The 19,475-nt window shown below is 72.4% G+C and carries 13 protein-coding genes and 2 pseudogenes; 5 read left to right on the top strand and 10 right to left on the bottom strand.

Annotation, left to right across the window (positions count from 1 at the left end):
- Window positions 1-25: 25 nt before the first annotated feature.
- From ACFWRV_RS29895 to ACFWRV_RS29880, 4 genes are all read right to left on the bottom strand, one after another.
- Entirely contained in the window at window positions 26-655 is a 630-nt protein-coding gene (locus ACFWRV_RS29895) for an alpha-ketoglutarate-dependent dioxygenase AlkB (protein ID WP_384338909.1), read from the bottom strand.
- A 73-nt stretch (window positions 656-728) separates the two neighbouring features.
- Entirely contained in the window at window positions 729-2,288 is a 1,560-nt protein-coding gene (locus tag ACFWRV_RS29890) for a GMC family oxidoreductase (protein WP_384338907.1), read from the bottom strand.
- 15 nt (window positions 2,289-2,303) lie between these two features.
- Window positions 2,304-3,896, bottom strand: coding sequence for an APC family permease (locus tag ACFWRV_RS29885; protein ID WP_384338906.1), 1,593 nt, complete (start codon window positions 3,894-3,896; stop codon window positions 2,304-2,306).
- The gene (locus tag ACFWRV_RS29880) at window positions 3,893-5,362 is read right to left on the bottom strand and encodes an aldehyde dehydrogenase family protein (protein ID WP_384338904.1); all 1,470 of its coding nucleotides are present in this window, start codon (window positions 5,360-5,362) and stop codon (window positions 3,893-3,895) included. The genes ACFWRV_RS29885 and ACFWRV_RS29880 overlap by 4 nt, the downstream gene beginning before the upstream one ends.
- A gap of 593 nt (window positions 5,363-5,955) precedes the next feature.
- Here ACFWRV_RS29880 and ACFWRV_RS29875 point away from each other — a divergent pair.
- Window positions 5,956-7,173: an FAD-dependent monooxygenase gene (locus ACFWRV_RS29875; RefSeq protein ID WP_384338903.1), complete on the top strand. Its 1,218-nt coding sequence runs from the start codon at window positions 5,956-5,958 to the stop codon at window positions 7,171-7,173.
- 89 nt (window positions 7,174-7,262) lie between these two features.
- Here the strand turns inward: ACFWRV_RS29875 and ACFWRV_RS29870 are convergent, their stop codons facing one another.
- The 6 genes from ACFWRV_RS29870 to ACFWRV_RS29845 form a co-directional block, all read right to left on the bottom strand.
- Window positions 7,263-7,997: an ABC transporter ATP-binding protein gene (locus ACFWRV_RS29870; RefSeq protein ID WP_384338902.1), complete on the bottom strand. Its 735-nt coding sequence runs from the start codon at window positions 7,995-7,997 to the stop codon at window positions 7,263-7,265.
- A 10-nt stretch (window positions 7,998-8,007) separates the two neighbouring features.
- Complete coding sequence (locus ACFWRV_RS29865; RefSeq protein ID WP_384338900.1) at window positions 8,008-8,859, bottom strand: ABC transporter ATP-binding protein; 852 nt, start codon at window positions 8,857-8,859, stop codon at window positions 8,008-8,010.
- Complete coding sequence (locus tag ACFWRV_RS29860; protein ID WP_384338899.1) at window positions 8,856-10,856, bottom strand: branched-chain amino acid ABC transporter permease; 2,001 nt, start codon at window positions 10,854-10,856, stop codon at window positions 8,856-8,858. The genes ACFWRV_RS29865 and ACFWRV_RS29860 overlap by 4 nt, the downstream gene beginning before the upstream one ends.
- Before the next feature lies 1 nt (window position 10,857).
- A complete protein-coding gene (locus ACFWRV_RS29855) occupies window positions 10,858-12,069 on the bottom strand; it encodes an ABC transporter substrate-binding protein (protein WP_384338898.1) in 1,212 nt (403 codons plus the stop codon).
- A 77-nt stretch (window positions 12,070-12,146) separates the two neighbouring features.
- Window positions 12,147-12,551, bottom strand: a complete 405-nt coding sequence (locus ACFWRV_RS29850; protein ID WP_384338896.1) for a roadblock/LC7 domain-containing protein — start codon at window positions 12,549-12,551, stop codon at window positions 12,147-12,149.
- The gene (locus tag ACFWRV_RS29845; protein ID WP_384338895.1) at window positions 12,548-15,067 is read right to left on the bottom strand and encodes a nitrate- and nitrite sensing domain-containing protein; all 2,520 of its coding nucleotides are present in this window, start codon (window positions 15,065-15,067) and stop codon (window positions 12,548-12,550) included. Before ACFWRV_RS29845 ends, ACFWRV_RS29850 begins: the two co-directional genes overlap by 4 nt.
- A 704-nt stretch (window positions 15,068-15,771) precedes the next feature.
- Here ACFWRV_RS29845 and ACFWRV_RS29840 point away from each other — a divergent pair.
- From ACFWRV_RS29840 to ACFWRV_RS29825, 4 genes and pseudogenes are all read left to right on the top strand, one after another.
- A pseudogene (locus ACFWRV_RS29840) lies at window positions 15,772-16,404 on the top strand (sugar phosphate nucleotidyltransferase).
- Window positions 16,404-17,410, top strand: a pseudogene (gene rfbB / locus ACFWRV_RS29835) (dTDP-glucose 4,6-dehydratase). Before ACFWRV_RS29840 ends, rfbB begins: the two co-directional pseudogenes overlap by 1 nt.
- A gap of 49 nt (window positions 17,411-17,459) precedes the next feature.
- The gene (locus ACFWRV_RS29830; RefSeq protein WP_384338893.1) at window positions 17,460-18,239 is read left to right on the top strand and encodes a HEAT repeat domain-containing protein; all 780 of its coding nucleotides are present in this window, start codon (window positions 17,460-17,462) and stop codon (window positions 18,237-18,239) included.
- Window positions 18,240-18,249: 10 nt separating this feature from the next.
- A complete protein-coding gene (locus ACFWRV_RS29825; protein ID WP_384338892.1) occupies window positions 18,250-19,272 on the top strand; it encodes a MerR family transcriptional regulator in 1,023 nt (340 codons plus the stop codon).
- Window positions 19,273-19,475 lie beyond the last annotated feature (203 nt).

Below are 19,475 nucleotides of genomic sequence, written 5' to 3'. Positions count from 1 at the left end.
CGCGGTGCGCCGGGGGATGCCGGGGTCAGCGCACTCCGTCGGGCCGGAACTGCACGCTGACGCGCGGTCCGACGGCCCGGGCGGTCTTGGGGATCGCGTGCTCCCAGGTGCGCTGGCAGCTGCCGCCCATGACGATCAGGTCGCCGTGGCCGAGCGGCCTGCGGACGGGGGCGGGGCCCGGGCGGCGCGGCCGCAGCGCGAGGTGCCGGGGCGCTCCCAGCGAGAGGATCGCGACCATCGTGTCCTCGGTGCTGCCCCGGCCGGTGGTGTCCCCGTGCCAGGCGACCCCGTCCCGGCCGTCGCGGTAGAAGCACAGCCCCGCCGTGGTGAAGGGTTCGCCCAGTTCGGCCGCGTAGTGCTCGCCGAGCTCGGTGCGGGCGGCCCCCAGGGCGGGGTGGGGCAGGGGGTCGCGGCGGCCGAAGAAGGCCAGCAGCCGGGGGACCGCCACCACACGCTCGTACATGACGCGCTGCTCGGCCCGCCAGGCGACGTCGCGCACCAGCGTCTCGAACAGCGTGTCCGCACCCCGGAGCCACTGCGGCAGCACGTCGATCCAGGCCCCATGGCCGAGATCGGTACGTCGCAGTCCGCTCAGCGGGCGGGTGCCGACCTCGGCCTCCTGGTCGAAAAGCGAGCTTTGCAGGTGTACGCCCATGGGGAGAGCGTAACGCTATTCGAGCAGGTGTGCGAATAAGGGTGCGAACGGTCGGGAGGCGGCGGGCCGGAGCTCAGCCTTCCTTGATCAGATCGGCGCACTTCTCGCCGATCATCATCGTGGTGATGCACGGATTGACCGTCGGCAGGAGCGGCATGACAGAGGCGTCGGCCACCCGCAGCCCCGTGACGCCCTTCACCCGCAGCCGGGGGTCGAGCGGCGAGTCCGGGTCGTCCGCCGGGCCCATGCGGACGGTTCCGGCCGGGTGGTAGACGGTGTTGTGCGTCTCGCGGATGTAGTCGAACAGCTCCGCGTCCGTGGTCGCGCCGGGCCCCGGAGCCAGCTCTGCCCCGGCCCACGCGGCCATCTCGGGCTGCCCCACGATCTCCCGCGCCAGCCGCAGCCCGTGCGTCATCACCCGTACGTCGTGCTCGTCGGTGAAGTAGCGCGGATCGACCCGGGGCTTGTCCCGGAAGTCCCGGGTCCGCAGCCGCACGGTGCCCCGGGACCGGGCGCGGGTGACGTTCGGGGTCAGGCAGAACGCGTTGTCCGAGGTCGGATAGCCGCGCCGGTAGGTGTTCAGGTCGAACGGCACCGACCCGAAGTGGAACATCAGGTCCGGCCGGTCCAGCCCCTCCTCGGTGTCCGCGAAGATCCCGATCTCCCACCACTGGGTGGAGGCGGAGACCATGGGCCGCTTCGCCTCCCACATGATCACGCCCTCCGGGTGGTCCTGGAGGTGCGAGCCGACGCCGGGGGCGTCCACCCGCACGTCCACCCCGCTCTCCCGAAGATGCCCGGCCGGGCCGATGCCGGACAGCATCAGCAGCTTCGGGGAGTCGATCGCCCCGCAGGAGACGATCACCTCGCGCCGGGCGTGCACCGCACCGCTGTGCACGGTGTCGGGCTCCAGGTACTCCACGCCGGTGCACCGCTCGCCCTCGAACAGCAGCCGCTTCGCCTGGAGCCCCGTCCGTACCTCCAGGTTGGGCCGCTTCCCCAGCACCGGGTGCAGATACGACACCGAGGCCGAGGAACGGGTCCCGTCCTCGCGGGCGTTGATCTGGAACCAGTGCGCGCCCCGCAGCACGGTGGAGCCCGTGTTGAACGGGACGGTGGGGATGCCCGCCGCCGCGCACGCCTCCAGCAGCGCCGTACCGCACGGGTCGCGCGGCGGCACGGTCCGGATGGTGACCGGACCGGAGCGGCCGTGGTGGTCGCCGGGCGCGTCGTTGGTCTCCAGCCGCCGGTAGAGCGGGAAGCAGTCGGCCGCGCTCCACCCCGTACAGCCCAGCGCGCCCCACTCGTCGAGGTCCTCGGCCGGGGCCCAGAAGGCGATGCAGGAGTTGTGCGAGGAGCAGCCGCCGAGCACCTTGGCGCGGGCGTGCCGCATGAAGCTGTTGCCCCGCTCCTGCGGCTCCACCGGATAGTCCCAGTCGTAACCGGACTCCAGCAGCGCCATCCACCGGTCCAGCCGCAGGATGCTGTCGTCCCCGACGTCCGAGGGGCCCGCCTCCAGTACGCAGACGGTGACGTCGGGGTCCTCGGTGAGCCGGGCGGCGATGACGGCGCCGGCCGTGCCGCCGCCGACCACGACGTAGTCGAACGTGGGCACAGAGCTCTCTTCGGGCATCGGGATCTCCAGGATTCAGGCGGCCGGCGGGGGAGCGGTGGGGCCGGCGGGGGTGGTGGGGTCGGTGGGCTCCGCGCCCTCGAACCGGTGCTCGGCGAGCACTCCCGTACGGTGCCGCTGGACGAACCAGTAGTAGGCGAAGCCGCCGAGCGCGACGACGCCGATGAACAGGAACGCGCCCCAGCGCAGATACCAGTGCTGCGGGCCGGTCGCGTTGTACACCTCGGCGCGCGGCCAGGCCAGGTTGAGCGACATGGCCGCGCCCCAGAGCACCGCGAGCACGTTGATGGGCAGTCCCCAGCGGCCGAGCGTGAACGCGCCCTCGCGGGGCTGCCAGTCGCCGCGCAGCCGCCGCAGCAGCATGGGCACGGTGACCAGCAGATAGGCCACGTAGATCATGATGATCGCGATGCTGGTGATCACCGAGAAGATCTGCGGCTGGTTGATGTTCACGACCAGGATGACGACGCCCACCACCCCGATCAGCACGGCGGGCACCACGGGCGTCTTGAACCGGGGACTGACCTTGGCCAGCTTCGATCCGGCGGGCAGGTTGTTGTCCCGCGCCATGGCGAACATCAGCCGGATCCCGGCCGCCTGCACGGCCAGCACGCAGACCGTGATCGCGACGACCACCGCCCAGAGGAAGATCTCCCCGATCGTGTCGCCGAGCGTCGCCAGCACCACGTACTGGAGTCCGCCCGTGGAGAGTTCCTCGGCCTCCAGGTCCGGCACCGAGAGCAGCGCGAAGAGCAGGATGAACGCGCCGATCAGGAAGGAGGCGATGAGCGCCCGCAGAATGGCGCGAGGCGCGTTGCGGCCCGGGTTGTGCGACTCCTCGCCGAGCGAGGACGCGGTGTCGAAGCCGTACATCACATAGGCGGAGGCCAGTGACGCGGTCAGGAACGCCCCGAAGTAGCCCAGCGACTGGCCGCTGCCCAGCCCGTACGTCTCCGTCAGGGCGGTGCTGGGGCCGCGGGTGATGTGGGCCGCCAGGAAGATGATGAGCAGGACCGCGGCGATCAGCTCGATGAAGACGCCCGCGGAGTTGATCCGGGCCATGAGCTTGACGCCGAACGCGTTGACCAGCGTGGAGAACAGGATCAGCACGGAGCCGAGCAGCACGGCGTTGGCCGCCTGGTCGTTCTTGCCGCTCCCGTCGCCCACGAACTGGAACCAGTCGTCGATCTGCGGCAGCGTGATCTGGTAGGCCAGCGCCACGGCCGACAGGGTGACCATGGTGGCCGTCATCATCATCCAGCCGCCGAGCCAGCCGACGTGCGGACCGCCCATCTTCTTGGCCCAGTTGTAGACCGAACCGGCCACCGGATAGCGGGCCGCCAGCTCGCAGAAGCACAGGGCCACCATCAACTGCCCGCAGAAGACCATCGGCCAGGACCACCAGTAGGCGGGACCGCCGAAGCTGACGCCGAAGTAGAACAGCTGGAAGGTGCCGGTCAGGATCGAGATGTAGCTGATCCCGGCGGCGAACGTGTGGAAGTTGCCGAGCGTGCGCTTGAGTTCGGGCTTGTAGCCCATCTCGCCGAGCGCGGCGTCGTCGTGGACGCTGTCCGCGTCCCGGCCCTCGGGCCCCTTGGCGCGGCTCATTCGAACCACCGCTGCGGGGTCGCCGCGACATTGCGCCAGATGTGCTTGGCCTCCTGGTACTCGGCGAGCCCGGCCGGACCCAGCTCGCGGCCGAAACCGGACTGCTTCATGCCGCCCCACTCCGCCTGCGGTACGTAGGGATGGAAGTCGTTGATCCACACGGTGCCCGCCCGCAGCCGCGAGGCCACCCGGTGGGCGCGCCCGCCGTCCTGCGTCCAGACGGCCCCCGCCAGCCCGTACACGGTGTCGTTGGCCAGCCGGACCGCGTCGTCCTCGTCCCGGAACCGCTCGACGGTGAGCACCGGACCGAACGACTCGTCCCGCACCACGGACATCGAGGTGGCGCACTCGTCGAGCACGGTGGGCGGGTAGTAGAAGCCGCCCGCCAGCGCCGGATCGTCGGGCCGCGCGCCCCCGCAGCGCAGCACCGCCCCCTCGGCGATGCCCTCCGCCACGTACGCCTCGACCTTGTCGCGGTGCGCGGCGGAGATCAGCGGACCGCTGCGGGCGTCCTCGTCGAACGGCCCGCCGAGCTTGATCCGGCCCGCCCGCGCCACCAGCTCGTCGGTGAACCGGTCGTGCAGCTCGTCCTGCACGAGGAGCCGGGCCCCGGCGGAGCAGACCTGCCCCGAGTGCAGGAAGACCGCCATGAGCGCGTAGTCGACGGCGGTCTCGAAGTCGGCGTCGGCGAAGACGATGTTGGGATTCTTGCCGCCCAGCTCCAGGGCGACCTTCTTCACGGTGGGCGCGGCGGCCGCCATGATGCGCCGCCCGGTGACGAGCCCCCCGGTGAACGACACCATGTCCACCCGCGGATCCTCGGTCAGCGGTGCGCCCACCACAGCCCCGGCCCCGAGCACCAGATTGGCGACCCCGGCGGGCAGCCCGGCCTCGTCCAGCAGCCGCATGAGCAGGATGGCGGTGTGCGGGGTCAGCTCGCTCGGCTTGAGGACGAACGTGTTGCCGGCCCCGAGCGCCGGGGCGACCTTCCACGCGGTCTGGAGCAGCGGATAGTTCCACGGCGTGATGAGCGTGCAGACGCCGACGGGTTCGTGCACCACCCGGCTGTCGACGTCCGCGAGCCCGGTGTCGACGACGCGGCCCCCGTCTCCGGCCGCGACGAGCTCGCCGAAGTACCGGAAACAGTTCGCGATGTCGTCCATGTCGTACGCGCTCTCGACCAGCCGCTTGCCGGTGTCCAGCGACTCGGCCCGGGCGAAGACGTCCTTGTCCCGCTCCAGCAGCTCCGCGACCCGCAGCAGCAGCCGCCCCCGCTCGGCGGCGGGCGTCCCCGGCCACGGCCCCTCGTCGAAGGCCCGCCGGGCCGCGGCGACGGCGGCGTCGGCGTCCTGGACCCCGCCCTCGTCGACGGTGGCCACCGGCGTGCCGTCGGCCGGACAGCGGATCTCCCGCGTCCGCCCCTCGGCGGCGGCGGTCCACCGGCCATCGATGAACAGCTCCGGCATGGGCTCCTCCTGTACGGGGGCGGGCCGCGCGCCCACCGGTGCGGGCCACGGCGACGACCGGCTCCCTGCGCCACGACGTCAGCACAGACGGTAAGGGCGGCCGTGCGGGCGCGCAGCGCGGGCGGGGCCGATCGGAGCAGCGGAGGACCGGGGCTTCGCCGGGAGCCGCGGGTAGGGGCTCGCCGATCTGGGAGAGTCCGGGGCGGGCCGGGTGCTGCCACCCCGAAGGGGCGATGCGCTGATGTCCGACCCCGTGGGAAGCCGTCACATGGCTGAGGACACGGGTGCCTCCGCCGGGTGATGGCCGTGCCTCTCGGGATCCTGCTACCTGCTCGCGGCCGGTCTCTGCTATTCGGCTTGGACCATCCGCCCGTGCACCGTCCGATCGCCCGCGCCCGTGCACCGTCCGATCGCCCGGGCCCGCGAGGCCGGCACCCGCCCCGATAGGATCCGCCCCGGCCCCTGACCGCAGGTCACGGGTCGGTCAACAGCCGCTGATGCGGGGCGATGTGCGGCCGTTCGCGCCGTCGCGACGACAGCGTTCGATCTGCCCGCCGGAAGCCCCAGAACACCGAGTGAGTGGAGTGCCAGTCATGCGTGGAGGCAGCGTCGCCGTCGTCGGCGGGAGCATAGCGGGGTGTGCCGCGGCCCTCGCAGCGTCGCGCGGGGGAGCCGAGCGGGTCACCGTACTGGAGCGCGCCGACGCCCGGCTCGGTGACAGAGGGGTGGGAATAGCCCTCCACAGCGACCGGTACGACGAGTTGCGGGACGCCGGATACGTGGCCCCCGAGATGCCCTGGGCGCCGCTCACCCGGCGGGTGTGGAGCGTGCGCGACGGCGAGGCCGACCCGGGCCGGGTCGTCGGCGAGCAGCCGTTCCCCTTCCGGGCGTACAGCTGGGGGTCCCTCTGGAGCGAGCTGCGCCGCCGGGTGCCCGAGGGGGTGTCCTACCGGTCCGGGACCGTGGTCACCGCCGTCGAACCGGACGCCGACGGTGTCACGCTGCGGCTGGCGGACGGGTACGAGGAGCACTTCGACGTGGTGATCGGGGCCGACGGATACCGCTCCGTCGTCCGCGAGGCCATGTTCCCCGGGGCGGACGCCGCGTACGCCGGGTACATCGGCTGGCGCGGCACGTCGCCGGACGTCGCGGACCTTCCGTCGGACGGCCACGACGCGCACAACATCGTCTTCCCCGGCGGCCATTGCATGATCTACCGCATCCCGGACGGTGCCGGCGGACACCGGCTCAACTGGGTGCTCTACACCGCGCCTCCGCAGGTCGACGGCCTCCACCCGGACCTGCGGACCCCCACGTCCCTGCCGCCGGGCAGGCTCAACTCCGAGCTGACCGCGCATCTGCGCGCCCTGGTCGCCGAGCACTTCCCGCCGTACTGGGCGGCCCGCGTGCTCCGCACCCCCGCCGAGACCACCTTCATCCAGCCCATCTACGACCTGGAGGTGCCGCACTACACCTCCGGCCGGATGGCGCTCGTCGGCGACGCCGCCAGCGTCGCCCGGCCGCACATCGGCGGCGGCAGCGTGAAGGCGCTCCAGGACGCCACCGCGCTGGAGGCCGCCTGGGTGGCCGGGGACAGCTGGAAAGAGGTCCTGGAGAGCTACGACGCCCGGCGCGGACCCGTGGGGGCCGCCATGGTCGCGCTCGCCCGCCGGATGGGTGACGCGCAGGTCGAGAACACACCCGACTGGCACGCCATGGATCAGGCCGCGTTCGACACGTGGTGGCAGGAACAGAACAGCGGATCCGACCGACGCAGCGGCTTCGGCGGGCACAGCATGAAAGGCCGGTAGGCGCCGGGCGTGGGGTGCGGGGTGCGGGGTGCGGGGCGCGGGGTGCCGGCGGGGTCCGGCCGTTCCCCGCCCCGGTAGAGCCCTGCTCCTCAGGTCCCCGTCGCCGTCGCCGTCAGTTCCAGCGCCGCGTGCAGTGCGCCGGCGTCGGCGCGGGCGTCCTCCCCGTCCACGCGCAGCGTCATCCGCCCCGACGTGAGGACCGTGAGCGTACGCGCGCGCTCGACGGCCTGGGCGGGGCTGGGGGACACCAGCAGTACGGCGATGCCCTCGGCCGCCAGCGTCGTCACCAACTCATCGGTCCGGCGCACGAGTACGGGCGCGAGACCCTCCGTGGGCTCGTCGAGCAGCAGCACCCGCGGCGAGCCCAGCAGCGCGCGGGCCAGCGCCAGCATCTGCTGTTCGCCGCCGGACAGGTCCGTGCCCCGGTTGCCCCGGCGCTCGCCCAGCCGCGGCAGCAGCTCAAGGACGCGTGCGGGCGTCCACACACTGGGGCGCGTCGTGTCGCCGCGGCGCGGCGGACGGTGGGACAGCCGCAGGTGCTCGTCGACGGTGAGCCCGGCGAACACCCGGCGGCCCTGCGGTACGAGCCCGATCCCGGCCCGGGCGATCCGGTGCGCCGGCTGCCCGGTCACCTCGCGGCCGTCCAGGCGTACGGTTCCGGCGCTCGGCCGCACCAGCCCGGCGACGGTGTGGACGAGGGTCGTCTTGCCGGCGCCGTTGTGGCCGACGACGGCGTGGACCGTACCGGCGGGCACCGACAGATCGAGGCCGTGAAGGACGGTCCCGCCGTGGTAACCCGCGGTCAGGCCGGTGAGTTCGAGCATCGGGCGCCGGTCATCCTCTCGCATCGGTCGGGGACGGGCAGACGGTCGGGATCCCCTGGTCCGGGGCGCCGCCCGGGCCCGTCGACGGGCCCGTCCCGTGATACGCCTCGCGGACCTCGGGGTGCGCCAGCACCTCCTGGGTCGGTCCGTCGACGAGCACTTTTCCTGCCGTCAACACGGTGACGGACGTGGCGAGTTCTGCGACCACCTCGACATGGTGCTCGACCAGCACGACCGCGACGCTCGACGGCAGAGCTCCGATGACGCCGAGCAGTCGGCCGATGTCGCCGTCGGTCAGCCCGGCCGCCGGCTCGTCCAGGAGCAGCAGCCGGGGATCTCCCGCCAGTGCGGCGGCGAGGTCGAGCATGCGGCGCTGATCGTGCGAGAGCGTGGCGGCCGGCCGGTGGGCCAGGTCCGCGAGGCCGACCGTCTCCAGATGACGGCCCGCGGACTCCTTGTGCAGCCGGTAGCGGGACGGTCTGCGCCAGGCGCCGCGACGCTGCGGATGGTGCGGCCAGCCCGCCAGGACGATGTTGTCCAGCACCGACAACTCCGCTATGACCGACGGCTGTTGGAAGCCGCGGGCGATGCCGAGACGGCTCCGCTGCGCCGTGGGCGTCCGGGTGATGTCGGCGCCGTCCAGGGCGATCGTGCCGTGGTCGGGCCGGTCGGTGCCCGCGATCAGGTTGAGCAGGGTCGTCTTGCCCGCTCCGTTGGGCCCGATGACGGCGTGCCGGGCGTCCGAGGGGAGCCGCAGACTCACCTCGTCGACGGCGGTCAGCGTGCCGTAGCTGCGGGTGAGCCGGTCGAGGACGAGGACCGGAGCGGCCGACGCGGTCGGTGCGGTCGGTGGGGGTGTCATGGGGAGACCTTCCCGGCGGGGGGCGCGGCGGGCGCGGACGGAGACCGGTCCTCGGACCCGGAGGTATCGGACGGCGGCCCGCTCCCGCCGCCGGATCCGCCGCCGCGCAGACCAGCGAGGCCGCGCGGCAGCAGGTACACCGTCGCGACGAACAACACGCCCAGCAGCAGCGGCCCGTGGCCGGGCCAGGAACCGGCGACCCAGTCCCGGGTGGCGACGATGAGCCCCGCGCCCAGCAGCGCGCCGATCACCGACGTCGTACCGCCGATGACCACCGCCAGCAGCGCGAACGCGGCGATCTCGAACCCGACGTCGGCGGGAGAGAGGTACTGCTGGACGGTCACCATCAGCGAACCGCCCACCCCGGCCAGCGCGCCCGCGCAGACGTGGGCCACCAGCAGGTACCGCCCCACCGGGTGCCCGGAGGCGCGCATCCGCGCCTCGGCGCCCCGGGTGCCGGTCAGCAGCTTCCCCGCCGGGGAGCGCAGGACGAGCAGGGTGAGGGCCACGGCGACGGCGGCGACGACGAGCGCGTAGGTGTACAGCTCCCTCTCCTCCAGCATCCCCTCCCCGCCCCACAGCGCCTGCGTGGCCGGGAACCCGACGAGACCGTCCGCGCCGCCGGTGACGGACTTGAGCTGGTTGACGACCGCTCCGGTCAGTTCGCCGATCGCGAGCGTGATCATCAGCACGGTCGTGCCGCGGGCCCGGATCACGGCGGGCCCCACCACCGCGGAGAAGACGGCGGCGGCGAGCGCCGAGAGGACGATCTGGACGGGGCCCGCGGTCCACCCCGCGTCCGCGAGATTCGCGGTGGCGTACGCGCCCACGGCGAACGGCGCGGTCTGCCCGAGGGTGGGCAGCCCGGCGTAGCCGGTGAGGATCGTGACGCTGACCGCGAGCAGCCCGAGCGCCAGAGCGGAGCCGGCCAGCGAGATGCTGTAGGCGTCGAGCAGGGCCGGCAGGGCGATCAGCACCGCGAGCAGGACGAGCAGCGGGGCCGCCTGCCGCCACGCGGGCCCACCCGGCAGCCGGCTGGTCCAGGCGGGCAGCGGCCGTCGCCGCAGCCCGGTGGCGAGGCGGCTTCGCAGCCGGGCGACCGGGTCGGGGGCAGTGCCCTCGGGGCCATGCGCCGCCGCCGGTTCCGCGAAGCGGGAGCGCAGCACCAGCACCGCCGCCATCGCGGCGAAGAGCAGATAGGGCGCCAGCTCGGGTGCCACCGAGACGCCCAGCGTCTGCATCTCGCCCACGGCGACGGCCGCGAAGAAGGTCGCCCACAGCGAGCGCAGCCCGCCGAGCACGACCACCACGAGGGACAGCATCAGCACGTTCTCGGAGGTGCCGTGCCCGGGGCCGATGATCGGCGCCCCGAGCACCCCCGCCGCACCGGCCAGCGCACCCGCCGCCGCGAGGACACCGGTGTGCACCGCCCGGGGGCTGTGACCGGTGGCCGCGAGCATCTGCGGATCGTCGGCGGCGGCCCGTACCGCCGCGCCCATCCGGGTCCGGGTCAGCACCCAGGTCCCGAACCCCGCGAGCAGCACGGCCATCACGATGAAGCAGAGCCGGTACGCCGGGTAGCGGTGCCCGAGCAGCGTCACCGAGGAGTCGAGCGCCTCGGGCACGCGCACGGGGAGTTCGTCCGCCCCGAAGAACTGGATGAGCAGATCACCGCCGATCAGGGCGAGCCCGAACGTCAGCAGCGCCTGCGCCAGATGCCCGCGCCGGGCGAGCGGGGCCGTCGCGCCGGACAGCGCCGCCCCGGCCACGCACGCCGCCGCCGTTCCGGCGGCCAGGCCGAGGGCGAGACCGCCCCAGGTCCCGTCGCTCAGCTCGGCCCCCGTGTAGGCGCCGATGGCGTACAGCGTGCCGTGCGACAGATTCAGCACACCCGCCGTGCCGAAGGCGAGGCTCAGACCGGCGGCGACCACGAACAGCAGCAGCCCGAAGGCCACTCCGTCCACCGCCGGTACGAGGTGGGCATCCAGGAGCTCCATGTCAGCTGCCGAGCGTGGCCAGGTCCTGGACCATGACGTTGGCCAACTTCGCGCCGTCCGGGCGCACCTGGCGCAGGTACCAGCTCTGCACCGGCGAGTGGGCCTTGTCGCCGAACTCCCAGGCGCCGCGCGGGCTGTCGATCTGGCCAAGACCCGCGATGGCCTTGTTGATGGTCCGCGACGTCACGTCGCCGTCCTTCGCCGCGTCGGCGATCGCCTTGTCCAGCACGGCGGCCGCGTCGTACGACGCCATCGCGTAGGTGGTGGGCTGCGTGTCGTGCTCGGCCGTCCAGTCTGCGGCGAACGTGCGGTTCGCCTCGTTGTCCAGGTCGGCGGCGTAGTTCAGGACGGAGTAGATGTCTTTCGCCGCCGGTCCCTGCGCCTGGAGAACGCTGCCCTCGGTCACGAAGGCCGTGTACAGCGGCAGATCGGCGATGTCCGACTGGGCGTACTGCTTGGCGAAGTCGATCGCGGCCTTGCCGGCGTAGAAGCAGTACACCGCCTTGGCGTCGGTCTTCGCTATCTCCGCGAAGTACGGCATGAAGTTGGTCGTCTTCGGGAACGGCGTCCAGGTGGTCTCGCCGTCCGGGTTGGCGAGCTTCCCCTTGATCCGCTTGAACTCGTCCGTGAAGCCGCGCAGTTCGTCGTGACCGCCCTGGTAGTCGGGGCCGATCGCGTAGACCGGCCCGTCGACCTTCTCCTTGATGTACGGGGCGATGGCCCTGCCCGGTTCGTCGGACAGGAAGCTCGTGGTCCACACGTACTCGATGTCCTTGACCGGCGGCCGGGCGTTCGACCCCAGGAAGGGGATCTTGGCCTGCTGGGTCAGGGGCAGCACCGCGTTCACCGAGCCGCCGCCGACGAGGCCCGTCAACACGTCTACCTTGTCCTTCTTGACCAGCTTGGTGGCGGCCGGTACGGCGGTCGGCGGGCCGTCGCCCTCGTCCGCCACGATCAGCTCGACCTTGCGGCCGCCCAGCTTGTTGCCATGGGTGTCCAGATACAGCTTGAAGCCGTCCCGCAGCTCCGTGCCGACCGGCTCGTAGGTGCCCGACAGGGACGCCACCAGACCGACCTTCACGGTGTCGTCGTCGGCGCCGCTGTCGCCGCTGCAACCGGTGACGGCGGCCAGGCCGAGGGCGAGGGCGGCGGCTCCGGCCGGGCGGAAGCGGACTCTGCGGCGGCGGGGAGTGGAGAGGGCGAAGGGGAACATGAGGGCTCTCATCGGGGGGAGTGGCGGTCGGGGAGGGAGTGCGGTGGTTCCGGGGGCCGTGGAGGCCGGAAGAGCCGTCAACGAGGGGGCTGGAGGCTCGGATCGCGGACCTGGGGAGACAGCGAGTCGCCGACCTGGTTGATCAGTTCGGACATCATGTAGCTGACCTCGCCGATGTCCGCGTCCCTCGTGGTGGTGACGAGCAGCGAGGCGCCGCTGGAGACCGCCATCGAGAACATGTAGCCGCCCTCCATCGCGGTGAGGCTGTGCTCCACCGGGTCGGTGTCGGTCAACTGGGCAGCCGCGGAGAGCAGGTTGACGACGCCGGACGCGATGGCGGCCAGCCGCTCGGCGTCGTCGCGTTCCACGCCCGCGTACGCCAGCGCGAGTCCGTCCACGGACACGGCTATCGCCCGGGTGACTTCCGGGAGACGCCCGGCGAAATCGCTCAGGATCCAGCTCAGGTCGGAGGAGGTGGTCATGTCTCGGTCCGTTCGGTGTGGTCGTCCGGGGCGGAACGCCCCCGGTGGTTCGTGCTCCTGTTGATCCCCTGGGCATAGGCCGCCAGTACGTCGGAGACCTGCCGGGAGTCCCGGCGGCGGGGCGACGGCCGCGGCGCACCCGCGCCGGGGCGCTGTTCCGCGCCGTCCCGTCTGCCCGCGGCGGGCCACTGCTGAGGCGCTCTGCGCTGCCGCAGGGGCAGCCCAGCGGAACTGACTCCCGCGACACGGGCCGCCGGCTCGTCGTGCACGGGATGCGGAGCGGGCGTGGAGCGCTGCCCCCGCTCACGCGTGCCGCCGACCGGCCCGCCCTCGCGGGGCCCGTCGTGGCCGGGCGGGGTTTCCCGGTCGCCGTCTGCCGGAGCGGCGGCCCCGGTGGCGCCGCCGCCCGGACCCGTGGCCGAACCGACGCCCGTGCCGTCGTCCCTGCCGGCGTTCGCGCTCACCCCCGTACCGACGCCCGCGCCTACCGGGGCGCCGTGGCGGTCGGGCCACACCACCGGTCCGGCCGACTGCCTGCGGCCCTGCGGCCCCGGCGGTGTGATCGGCCGGGGCGCCTCGTAGCCGACATCGTTGCCAGGCTCGCGCTGCGGCGCCCCCTGGGCTTCCTCGAAGGCCGGGGCCAGCACCTTCGCGGGCAGCGTGACCTCGGCGATGGTGCCGGGTCCTGAGGAGTCGCGCAGTTCGACGACGATGCCGTGGCGTGCGGCGAGCCGTGCCACCACGTGCAGCCCCATGGACCGTACGTCGCCGATGCCCGCCTGGGGTTCGAGCAGCGCGGCGTTGTGGACCGCGCGGCGCTCCGCCGTGATGCCCACGCCCTCGTCGACGATCTGTACGACGGCCCGGTCCCACAGCCGCCACACGGCGACCCCGACCTGCTTGTCCGGGGGCGAGTACCGGGTGGCGTTGTCGAGCAGCTCCGCCAGGATGTGCGCCACGTCGTGCACCGCGCGGGCGGTGATGCCGATCCCCGACTCGATCACGCCGAGCGAGACGCGCTCGAACCGTTCGATCTGCTGGGCGGCGGCCACGATGACGGTGGAGCACCCCACATCGGCCGAGCGCACCCGGGCGTTTCCGTAACCGCCCAGCACCAGCAGGTTGTTGGTGTTGCGCTCCATGCGGACGGCGAGATGGTCGAGAGCGAAGAGGGCCTTCATCCGTACCGGGTCGGCCTCGTCGCGCTGCACCGTGTCCAGCTCGGACACCATGACCGCGGTCAGCCGGGCGCCCCGGCGCGCGACGCCGACCAGTGTCTCGGCCAACTGATCGTGCACATGCGCCTGTTGTGCGGCCAGCCGGACAGCCTCGTGGTGGACGGCGTTGAACGCCTCACCGACCTCGCCGATCTCGTCCTCGCCCGTGGTCCGGACCGGATCGCCGGTGCGCCGGGCCACCTCCTCGGGCGTCGCGCCGCGCAGCGCGCCGGGCTGGGACAGCTCGCTCATCACGGCGGGCAGACCGGAGTGGGCGACCTCGTGCGCGGCGTTGCGCAGATCGCGCAGCCGCCGGATCATGACGTGCCCCAGGCGGACAGCGAACACGACGACGCCGACCAGGGTCAGCACCACCAGCGCGACCTCCGCGCCGGCCGTCCAGATGAGGGTCGTGCGTGCGTCGGAGACCTGGGCGAGGACGGCCGCGTCGACGCGTTTCTCCACCGAACGCAGCAGCTCCTGGCGGTCGTTGGCCGCCTTGTGCCACTCCGGCGGCGTGACCGTGATGTCCTTGCCGGCGCCCGTGCGCCCGATCTCGTCCTCCAGGCGCCGGGCCTCCAGGGCCTTCGCGCCGGAGAGGGTGCGCTCCAGCCAGGTACGCCAGGCGCCGGGTCCGAGGTCGAACATGGCGCCGATCGACTCCGTGTAGCCCATCCGGCCGGCGTCGAAGGTTCGCTGCGAGGCGGTGGTGAACCCGCCCGCGGCCTGTGCCCTCGCCACGGTGACCTGCTGCTGGGCCGTGTGCTCGGCGGCCTCGGACAGGGCGGCCGCGGCGCGGATCCGGTCCGCGATGTCGGCGTCCACGCCGTCCGCCTGCGCGATGCCGTCGCGATAGCTGTTGAGGTCGGCGATCACGATCCGGTAGCCGAAGGCGAGAGCGGAGACGGTGCTGCTCCCCGAGCGCACCTGGGCGCGCAGCCCGGGCATCTCCTCGGCGAAGCGCTCGATCCGCTCCAGCGCGTCCTCGGCACCGCCGGGTACCGCGGAGAGGCGCTCGGTCCGGCTGCGGAATCCGGCGATGCTCCGGTCGGTCTCGTCCGCACGTGACCGGAACGTCTCCGCGTCTCCCTGTTCGGAGACCAGGGCGGTGGCCGCCGCCCGCTCACGCTGTAATCGGTAGGTCAACTCACTTGCTTCGTCGGCGACTTCGACCATCGTGGCCAGTCGGTCGGCCTGGAGCGCCTGCTGCGTCGCGGGGGCGAGGGCCAGGACCGAGAAGGCGACGGCCACGGTGAGCGGTGCGCTGACGAGGAGTACGAGGCGACGATTGATTTTCACTGCGCGGCTCCGTCGCCGGAACCGGGCTCGAGTATCGGGGACACGCGGATACCTGTTAACGGGTTGTGGGGGTGCCGGTGGGGGGCTCGGTGGGGGTGTGCCGGTAGGGGGAGTGGTGCTGATGGGGCGGAAGGGGCCCCAGGGGCACGCGGCATGATCCTATGCCGTAGTGCGCGCTTCCGGGCGGGTGAATCCCGGAAAAACATGCGCACCGATCGCACAGAGATGTTCTGACTTCGCTCACAAGTGCTCGCGAAACAACGGAACTTGAGGCCGAGCCGGAGGGGGCGGCAGCCCGGTCGCACCCTGTCCGACCAGCGATCCGTCACCTCGGAAGCCGGTCGCGAAGGCACCGCGAGACGGACGGGAACCCTGCCGGCTCCGGCGACGGGTACGCGCCCTTCGGCGTCAGCGCCCCGAGGCGACGGCGGATCGCCACCGGCCGCCTCGTACCGCGCGCGACCGCGCGGGTCGCCCGGGGCATCTCTCTCCACGGTCCACGGTTCCGTGATGCCCGGACCAGCCGCTCGAACCGGTCTCCCGCCGCCGCGTTCTGTCGCACCCTCCACCGCGCCCGGTATCTGCGGAGGACCGCGATTCGGCAAGCTGATCCGACAGGAATGCATCCGGTGACGAAATCAATGAACGGACCTCGTGGCGGAATACGGGCGACAGTCGCGTCCCGCGGCCTAGACTTGGCCGATATGAAGGCTCTCGTACTGTCCGGCGGGGCCGGAACCCGCCTGCGGCCCATCACCCACTCCTACGCCAAGCAGCTCGTTCCCGTGGCCAACAAACCCGTGCTGTAGATCCTCCTCACCAAAGTGTGCGATCCCTCCGCATTCGGCGTTGCCGAACTCGACGTCTCGGGAAGGGTGGTGGCCCTGGAGGAGAAACCGGCCGCCCCGCGCAGCGATCTCGCCGTGGTCGGCGTCCTGCTGTTCACTCCGGCCGTGCACGAGGCGGTGCAGGAGATCGAGCCGTCCGCGCGCGGTGAGCTGGAGATAACCGACGCCCTTCAGTGGCTCATCGACCACGGACGCGACGTCCGCTCCACGACCATCTCCGGCTACTGGAAGGACACCGGAAACGTCATCGACATCATGGAGGTCAACCGGGCGGTCCTCGAAGGCGTCATGGGACGCGTCGAGGGATTCGTGGACGAGGCCAGCGAGATCGAGTTCTCCATCGTCCTGGCCGGAGCCACGATCCAGGGCGTGCGCCGCATCGAGAGCTCCCTGATCGGGCGGGCCGTCGAGGTCACGCCCGCCACCGGCGTACCGGCGGCACACCGCCTCGTGCTCGGGGACCACAGCAAGGTGCGGATCTCCTCATGATGGACACCAGGATCCTTGTCACCGGCGGCGCGGGCTTCATCGGTTCCCACTACGTCTGCACCCTGCTCGGCCCGCAGGGGCCCGCCGGAGTACGGGTCACCGTCCTCGACAAGCTGACCTACGCCGGCAATCCGGCCAATCTCGATCCGGTACGCGACCACCCCGGATTCTCCTTCGTCCAGGGCGACATCTGCGACTCCGAGGCCGTGGACCGGCTGGTGGCCGAGCACGGCCAGATCGTGCACTTCACCGCGGAGTCGCACGTGGACCGGTCGATCCTGGGCGCCGCCGAGTTCGTCCGGACGAACGTTGGCGGGACGCAGGTCCTGCTGGACGCGGCGCTGCGGCACCACGCGGGGCGGGCGTCTTCGTGCACATCTCCACCGACGAGGTGTACGGGTCCATCCCGCACGGCTCCTGGCCCGAGACCGATCCGCTGGCACCCAACTCGCCCTACGCGGCCTCGAAGGCGGCCGCCGACCTGATCGCCCTCTCCTACCACCGCATCCACGGGCTCGATGTCCGGGTAACCCGTTGCTCCAACAACTACGGCCACCACCACTTCCCCGAGAAGCTGATCCCGCTGTTCATCACCCGGCTGATGCGGGGCCGCACGGTCCCGCTGTACGGGGACGGGCTCAACGTCCGGGACCGGCTGCACATCGACGACCACGGCCAGAGCATCGAGCAGGTCCGCACGAAGGGCCGTCCCGGGGAGGTCTACAACATCGGCTGTGGCACCGAACTCACCAACAAGGAGCTGACCTCCCTGCTGCTGGAGGCATGCGGGGCCGGCTGGGAGTCGGTCGAGTACGTCACCGACCGCAAGGGCCACGACCGGCGCTACTCGGTGGACTGCACCAAGATCTCCCGGGAGCTGGGCTACCGGCCGCGCAAGGATTTCGACTCGGGGCGCGCCGAGACGGTCGCCTGGTACCGCGAGAACCAGCACTGGTGGGAGCCGCCGGAGCGGCGTGCCGAGCTGGGCTTGACCTTGACACGATGACAAGGTTTCCACTGGTGTCCAGGAGGTGGTCCCGATTAACACAACCGACGTGACCGCGCTGCAAACCCGCATGATCAACGCCCTGGGCGCCGAGGACTCTTCGATCCGGCTCCAGGCCGCCCTGGCGGCGGGCTCGAACCCCGACCCCGTGCTCGTGGAGACCCTCATCGAGCGGTGTGCGGTCGAGCCCGACTTCTTCGTGCGGGACATGCTGTCCTGGGCGCTGATCCGCCTCTCGCCGGAGATCACCCTCCCTCGCGTCCGCAAGGAGCTCGACTCCGAGCGCAACCAGGCCCGCAGCCAGGCGTTGCACACGCTCTCGAAGATCAAGGACAAGAGCACGTGGCCCTGGATCACCCGGGACCATCTGCGCGACGCCGACGACGAGGTGGCGCGGACCGCTTGGCGGGTGGCGGTCGTCCTGGTGCCCGAGGAGGATGAGAAGGACCTGGTCGACGAGCTGGTCCTGCAACTCGGCCGTGGCAACCGCAGCGTGCAGCTGAGCCTGAGCCGGGCGTTCGTCGACCTGGGCGACGTGATCAGGCCCGCCCTGGAGAAGGCCGCGGACCACCCGGACCCGGATGTGGCGGCTCACGCCCGTGCCACGGAGATGCTCCGGAAGGACCCGGAGACGGGGTTCGACGCGGCGATCGAAGAGGCGAAGCGTACGGTCAGGCTCGGCCCGGAGCGGGCGGCCGAGGCAGAGGCGGCGGCCAAGGCGGCCGCCGAGAAGGCGGCCAAGGGCGGAGCGACGACCGCGCCCGGGGCGGCGGCCGAGCCGGCCGGGCAGACCGACCCGAACCAGGCCGCCCAGGCCGCGGAAGGCTAGGAGACCGTAGTTGCTGATCGGCGATGTGGCCCGTCGTTCCGGGGTGAGCAGCCGGATGCTCCGGCACTACGACGCCCTGGGGCTGGTCCGGCCGACCGGCCGCACCGTCGGCGGCTACCGCGAGTACTCGGCCGGGGACGTTCGCAGGATCTTCCATGTGGAGAGCCTGCGGTCCCTCGGGCTGTCGCTCCAACAGATCGGGCGTGCGCTGGAGGACCCGGCCTTCACGCCGTCCGCTCTGGTCAGTGACCTCATCCAGTGGACGGAGGATCGCCTGGCGCGCGAGCAGGAGCTGCTGGAGCGGCTCCGCGTGATCGACGCGTCGGCGCCCACCGGCTGGCAGGACGTGCTCCGCGTCGTCGAACTCATGCGGGAGCTCAACTCCTCCAGCGCCGCGCGCCGGCAGCAGGCGGTCCTGGGCGGGCCGGAGGACGTGTCGGTCCCCGCCGAGCTGCTGGTCGGGGCGGTCCTGGCCGAGTCCGACCCCCATGTCGCCGGCGCGCTGCGCTGGGCGCTCGCCCGATCGGGCGGCGAGGGCGTGGCGGCACTGGCCGCCGTCGCGCGCTCGGAGGACGTGGACATCCGGCGCCGCGCGGTGCTGGCCATCGCCGAGATGCCCGACGCTCCAGGAGCGATCCCGGTACTCGCGGACGCCCTGGGGGACCCGGACCCGACCGTGCGCGGGCGGGCCGCCGTCGTCCTGGGCGGACACGGCGTGGCCGCGGCCGTGCCGACGCTCGTCGGCATGGTGGTCGAGGGTTCCAACGACGTCGACGCGGCGGAGGCCCTGGGAACGCTGTCCCGGGATCCCGAGTGCGCGGCGGTGATCGCGACCGCCATGGCCGACGAACTCGCCGCGCCCACCGCGGACTCGGCGACCCGGATCCGTCTGACCCAAGCGCTGGTGGAGCTGGAGGGAACCACCGCGCACGGAATCCTGCGACACCTGGCGCACGACCAGGACCGAGCGGTGGCCCTGGTGGCATCGGCCCTGGTGGGAGCCGAGGAAGAGCGAACGGACGAGGTTTCCTGAGGGCACGCCACGAAGGCGCGGCGACACCGGGTCCGCCCGGGCCTCATGGGTCGGTCCGCGTCCTGTTCTTCGTCTGGCTCCCTGGCATGCCGGGGTGGGGGGGGGGGCCGGGCGCGGGGGGGGGCCAGGACCCCCACGCCTGGGGGCGCCGGGGTAAAGCTGTTGGGGCGCGCCGGCGGGGGGCGGCCCGCCGCGGGGAGATG

This window comes from Streptomyces sp. NPDC058576, assembly GCF_042718715.1.
Lineage (GTDB): Bacteria > Actinomycetota > Actinomycetes > Streptomycetales > Streptomycetaceae > Streptomyces.
Note: the sequence above shows the minus strand (reverse complement) of the source record. Positions and strands in the feature narration are given on the sequence as shown.

What these genes read in the sequence shown, in the direction of transcription:
- ACFWRV_RS29860 (WP_384338899.1), bottom strand. Translation starts at nt 10,856, where the DNA reads ATGGAGCTCCTGGATGCCCACCTCGTACCGGCGGTGGACGGAGTGGCC.
- ACFWRV_RS29890 (WP_384338907.1), bottom strand. Translation starts at nt 2,288, where the DNA reads ATGCCCGAAGAGAGCTCTGTGCCCACGTTCGACTACGTCGTGGTCGGC.
- ACFWRV_RS29875 (WP_384338903.1), top strand. Translation starts at nt 5,956, where the DNA reads ATGCGTGGAGGCAGCGTCGCCGTCGTCGGCGGGAGCATAGCGGGGTGT.
- ACFWRV_RS29885 (WP_384338906.1), bottom strand. Translation starts at nt 3,896, where the DNA reads ATGAGCCGCGCCAAGGGGCCCGAGGGCCGGGACGCGGACAGCGTCCAC.
- ACFWRV_RS29850 (WP_384338896.1), bottom strand. Translation starts at nt 12,551, where the DNA reads ATGACCACCTCCTCCGACCTGAGCTGGATCCTGAGCGATTTCGCCGGG.
- ACFWRV_RS29880 (WP_384338904.1), bottom strand. Translation starts at nt 5,362, where the DNA reads ATGCCGGAGCTGTTCATCGATGGCCGGTGGACCGCCGCCGCCGAGGGG.
- ACFWRV_RS29855 (WP_384338898.1), bottom strand. Translation starts at nt 12,069, where the DNA reads ATGTTCCCCTTCGCCCTCTCCACTCCCCGCCGCCGCAGAGTCCGCTTC.
- ACFWRV_RS29865 (WP_384338900.1), bottom strand. Translation starts at nt 8,859, where the DNA reads ATGACACCCCCACCGACCGCACCGACCGCGTCGGCCGCTCCGGTCCTC.
- ACFWRV_RS29870 (WP_384338902.1), bottom strand. Translation starts at nt 7,997, where the DNA reads ATGCTCGAACTCACCGGCCTGACCGCGGGTTACCACGGCGGGACCGTC.
- ACFWRV_RS29895 (WP_384338909.1), bottom strand. Translation starts at nt 655, where the DNA reads ATGGGCGTACACCTGCAAAGCTCGCTTTTCGACCAGGAGGCCGAGGTC.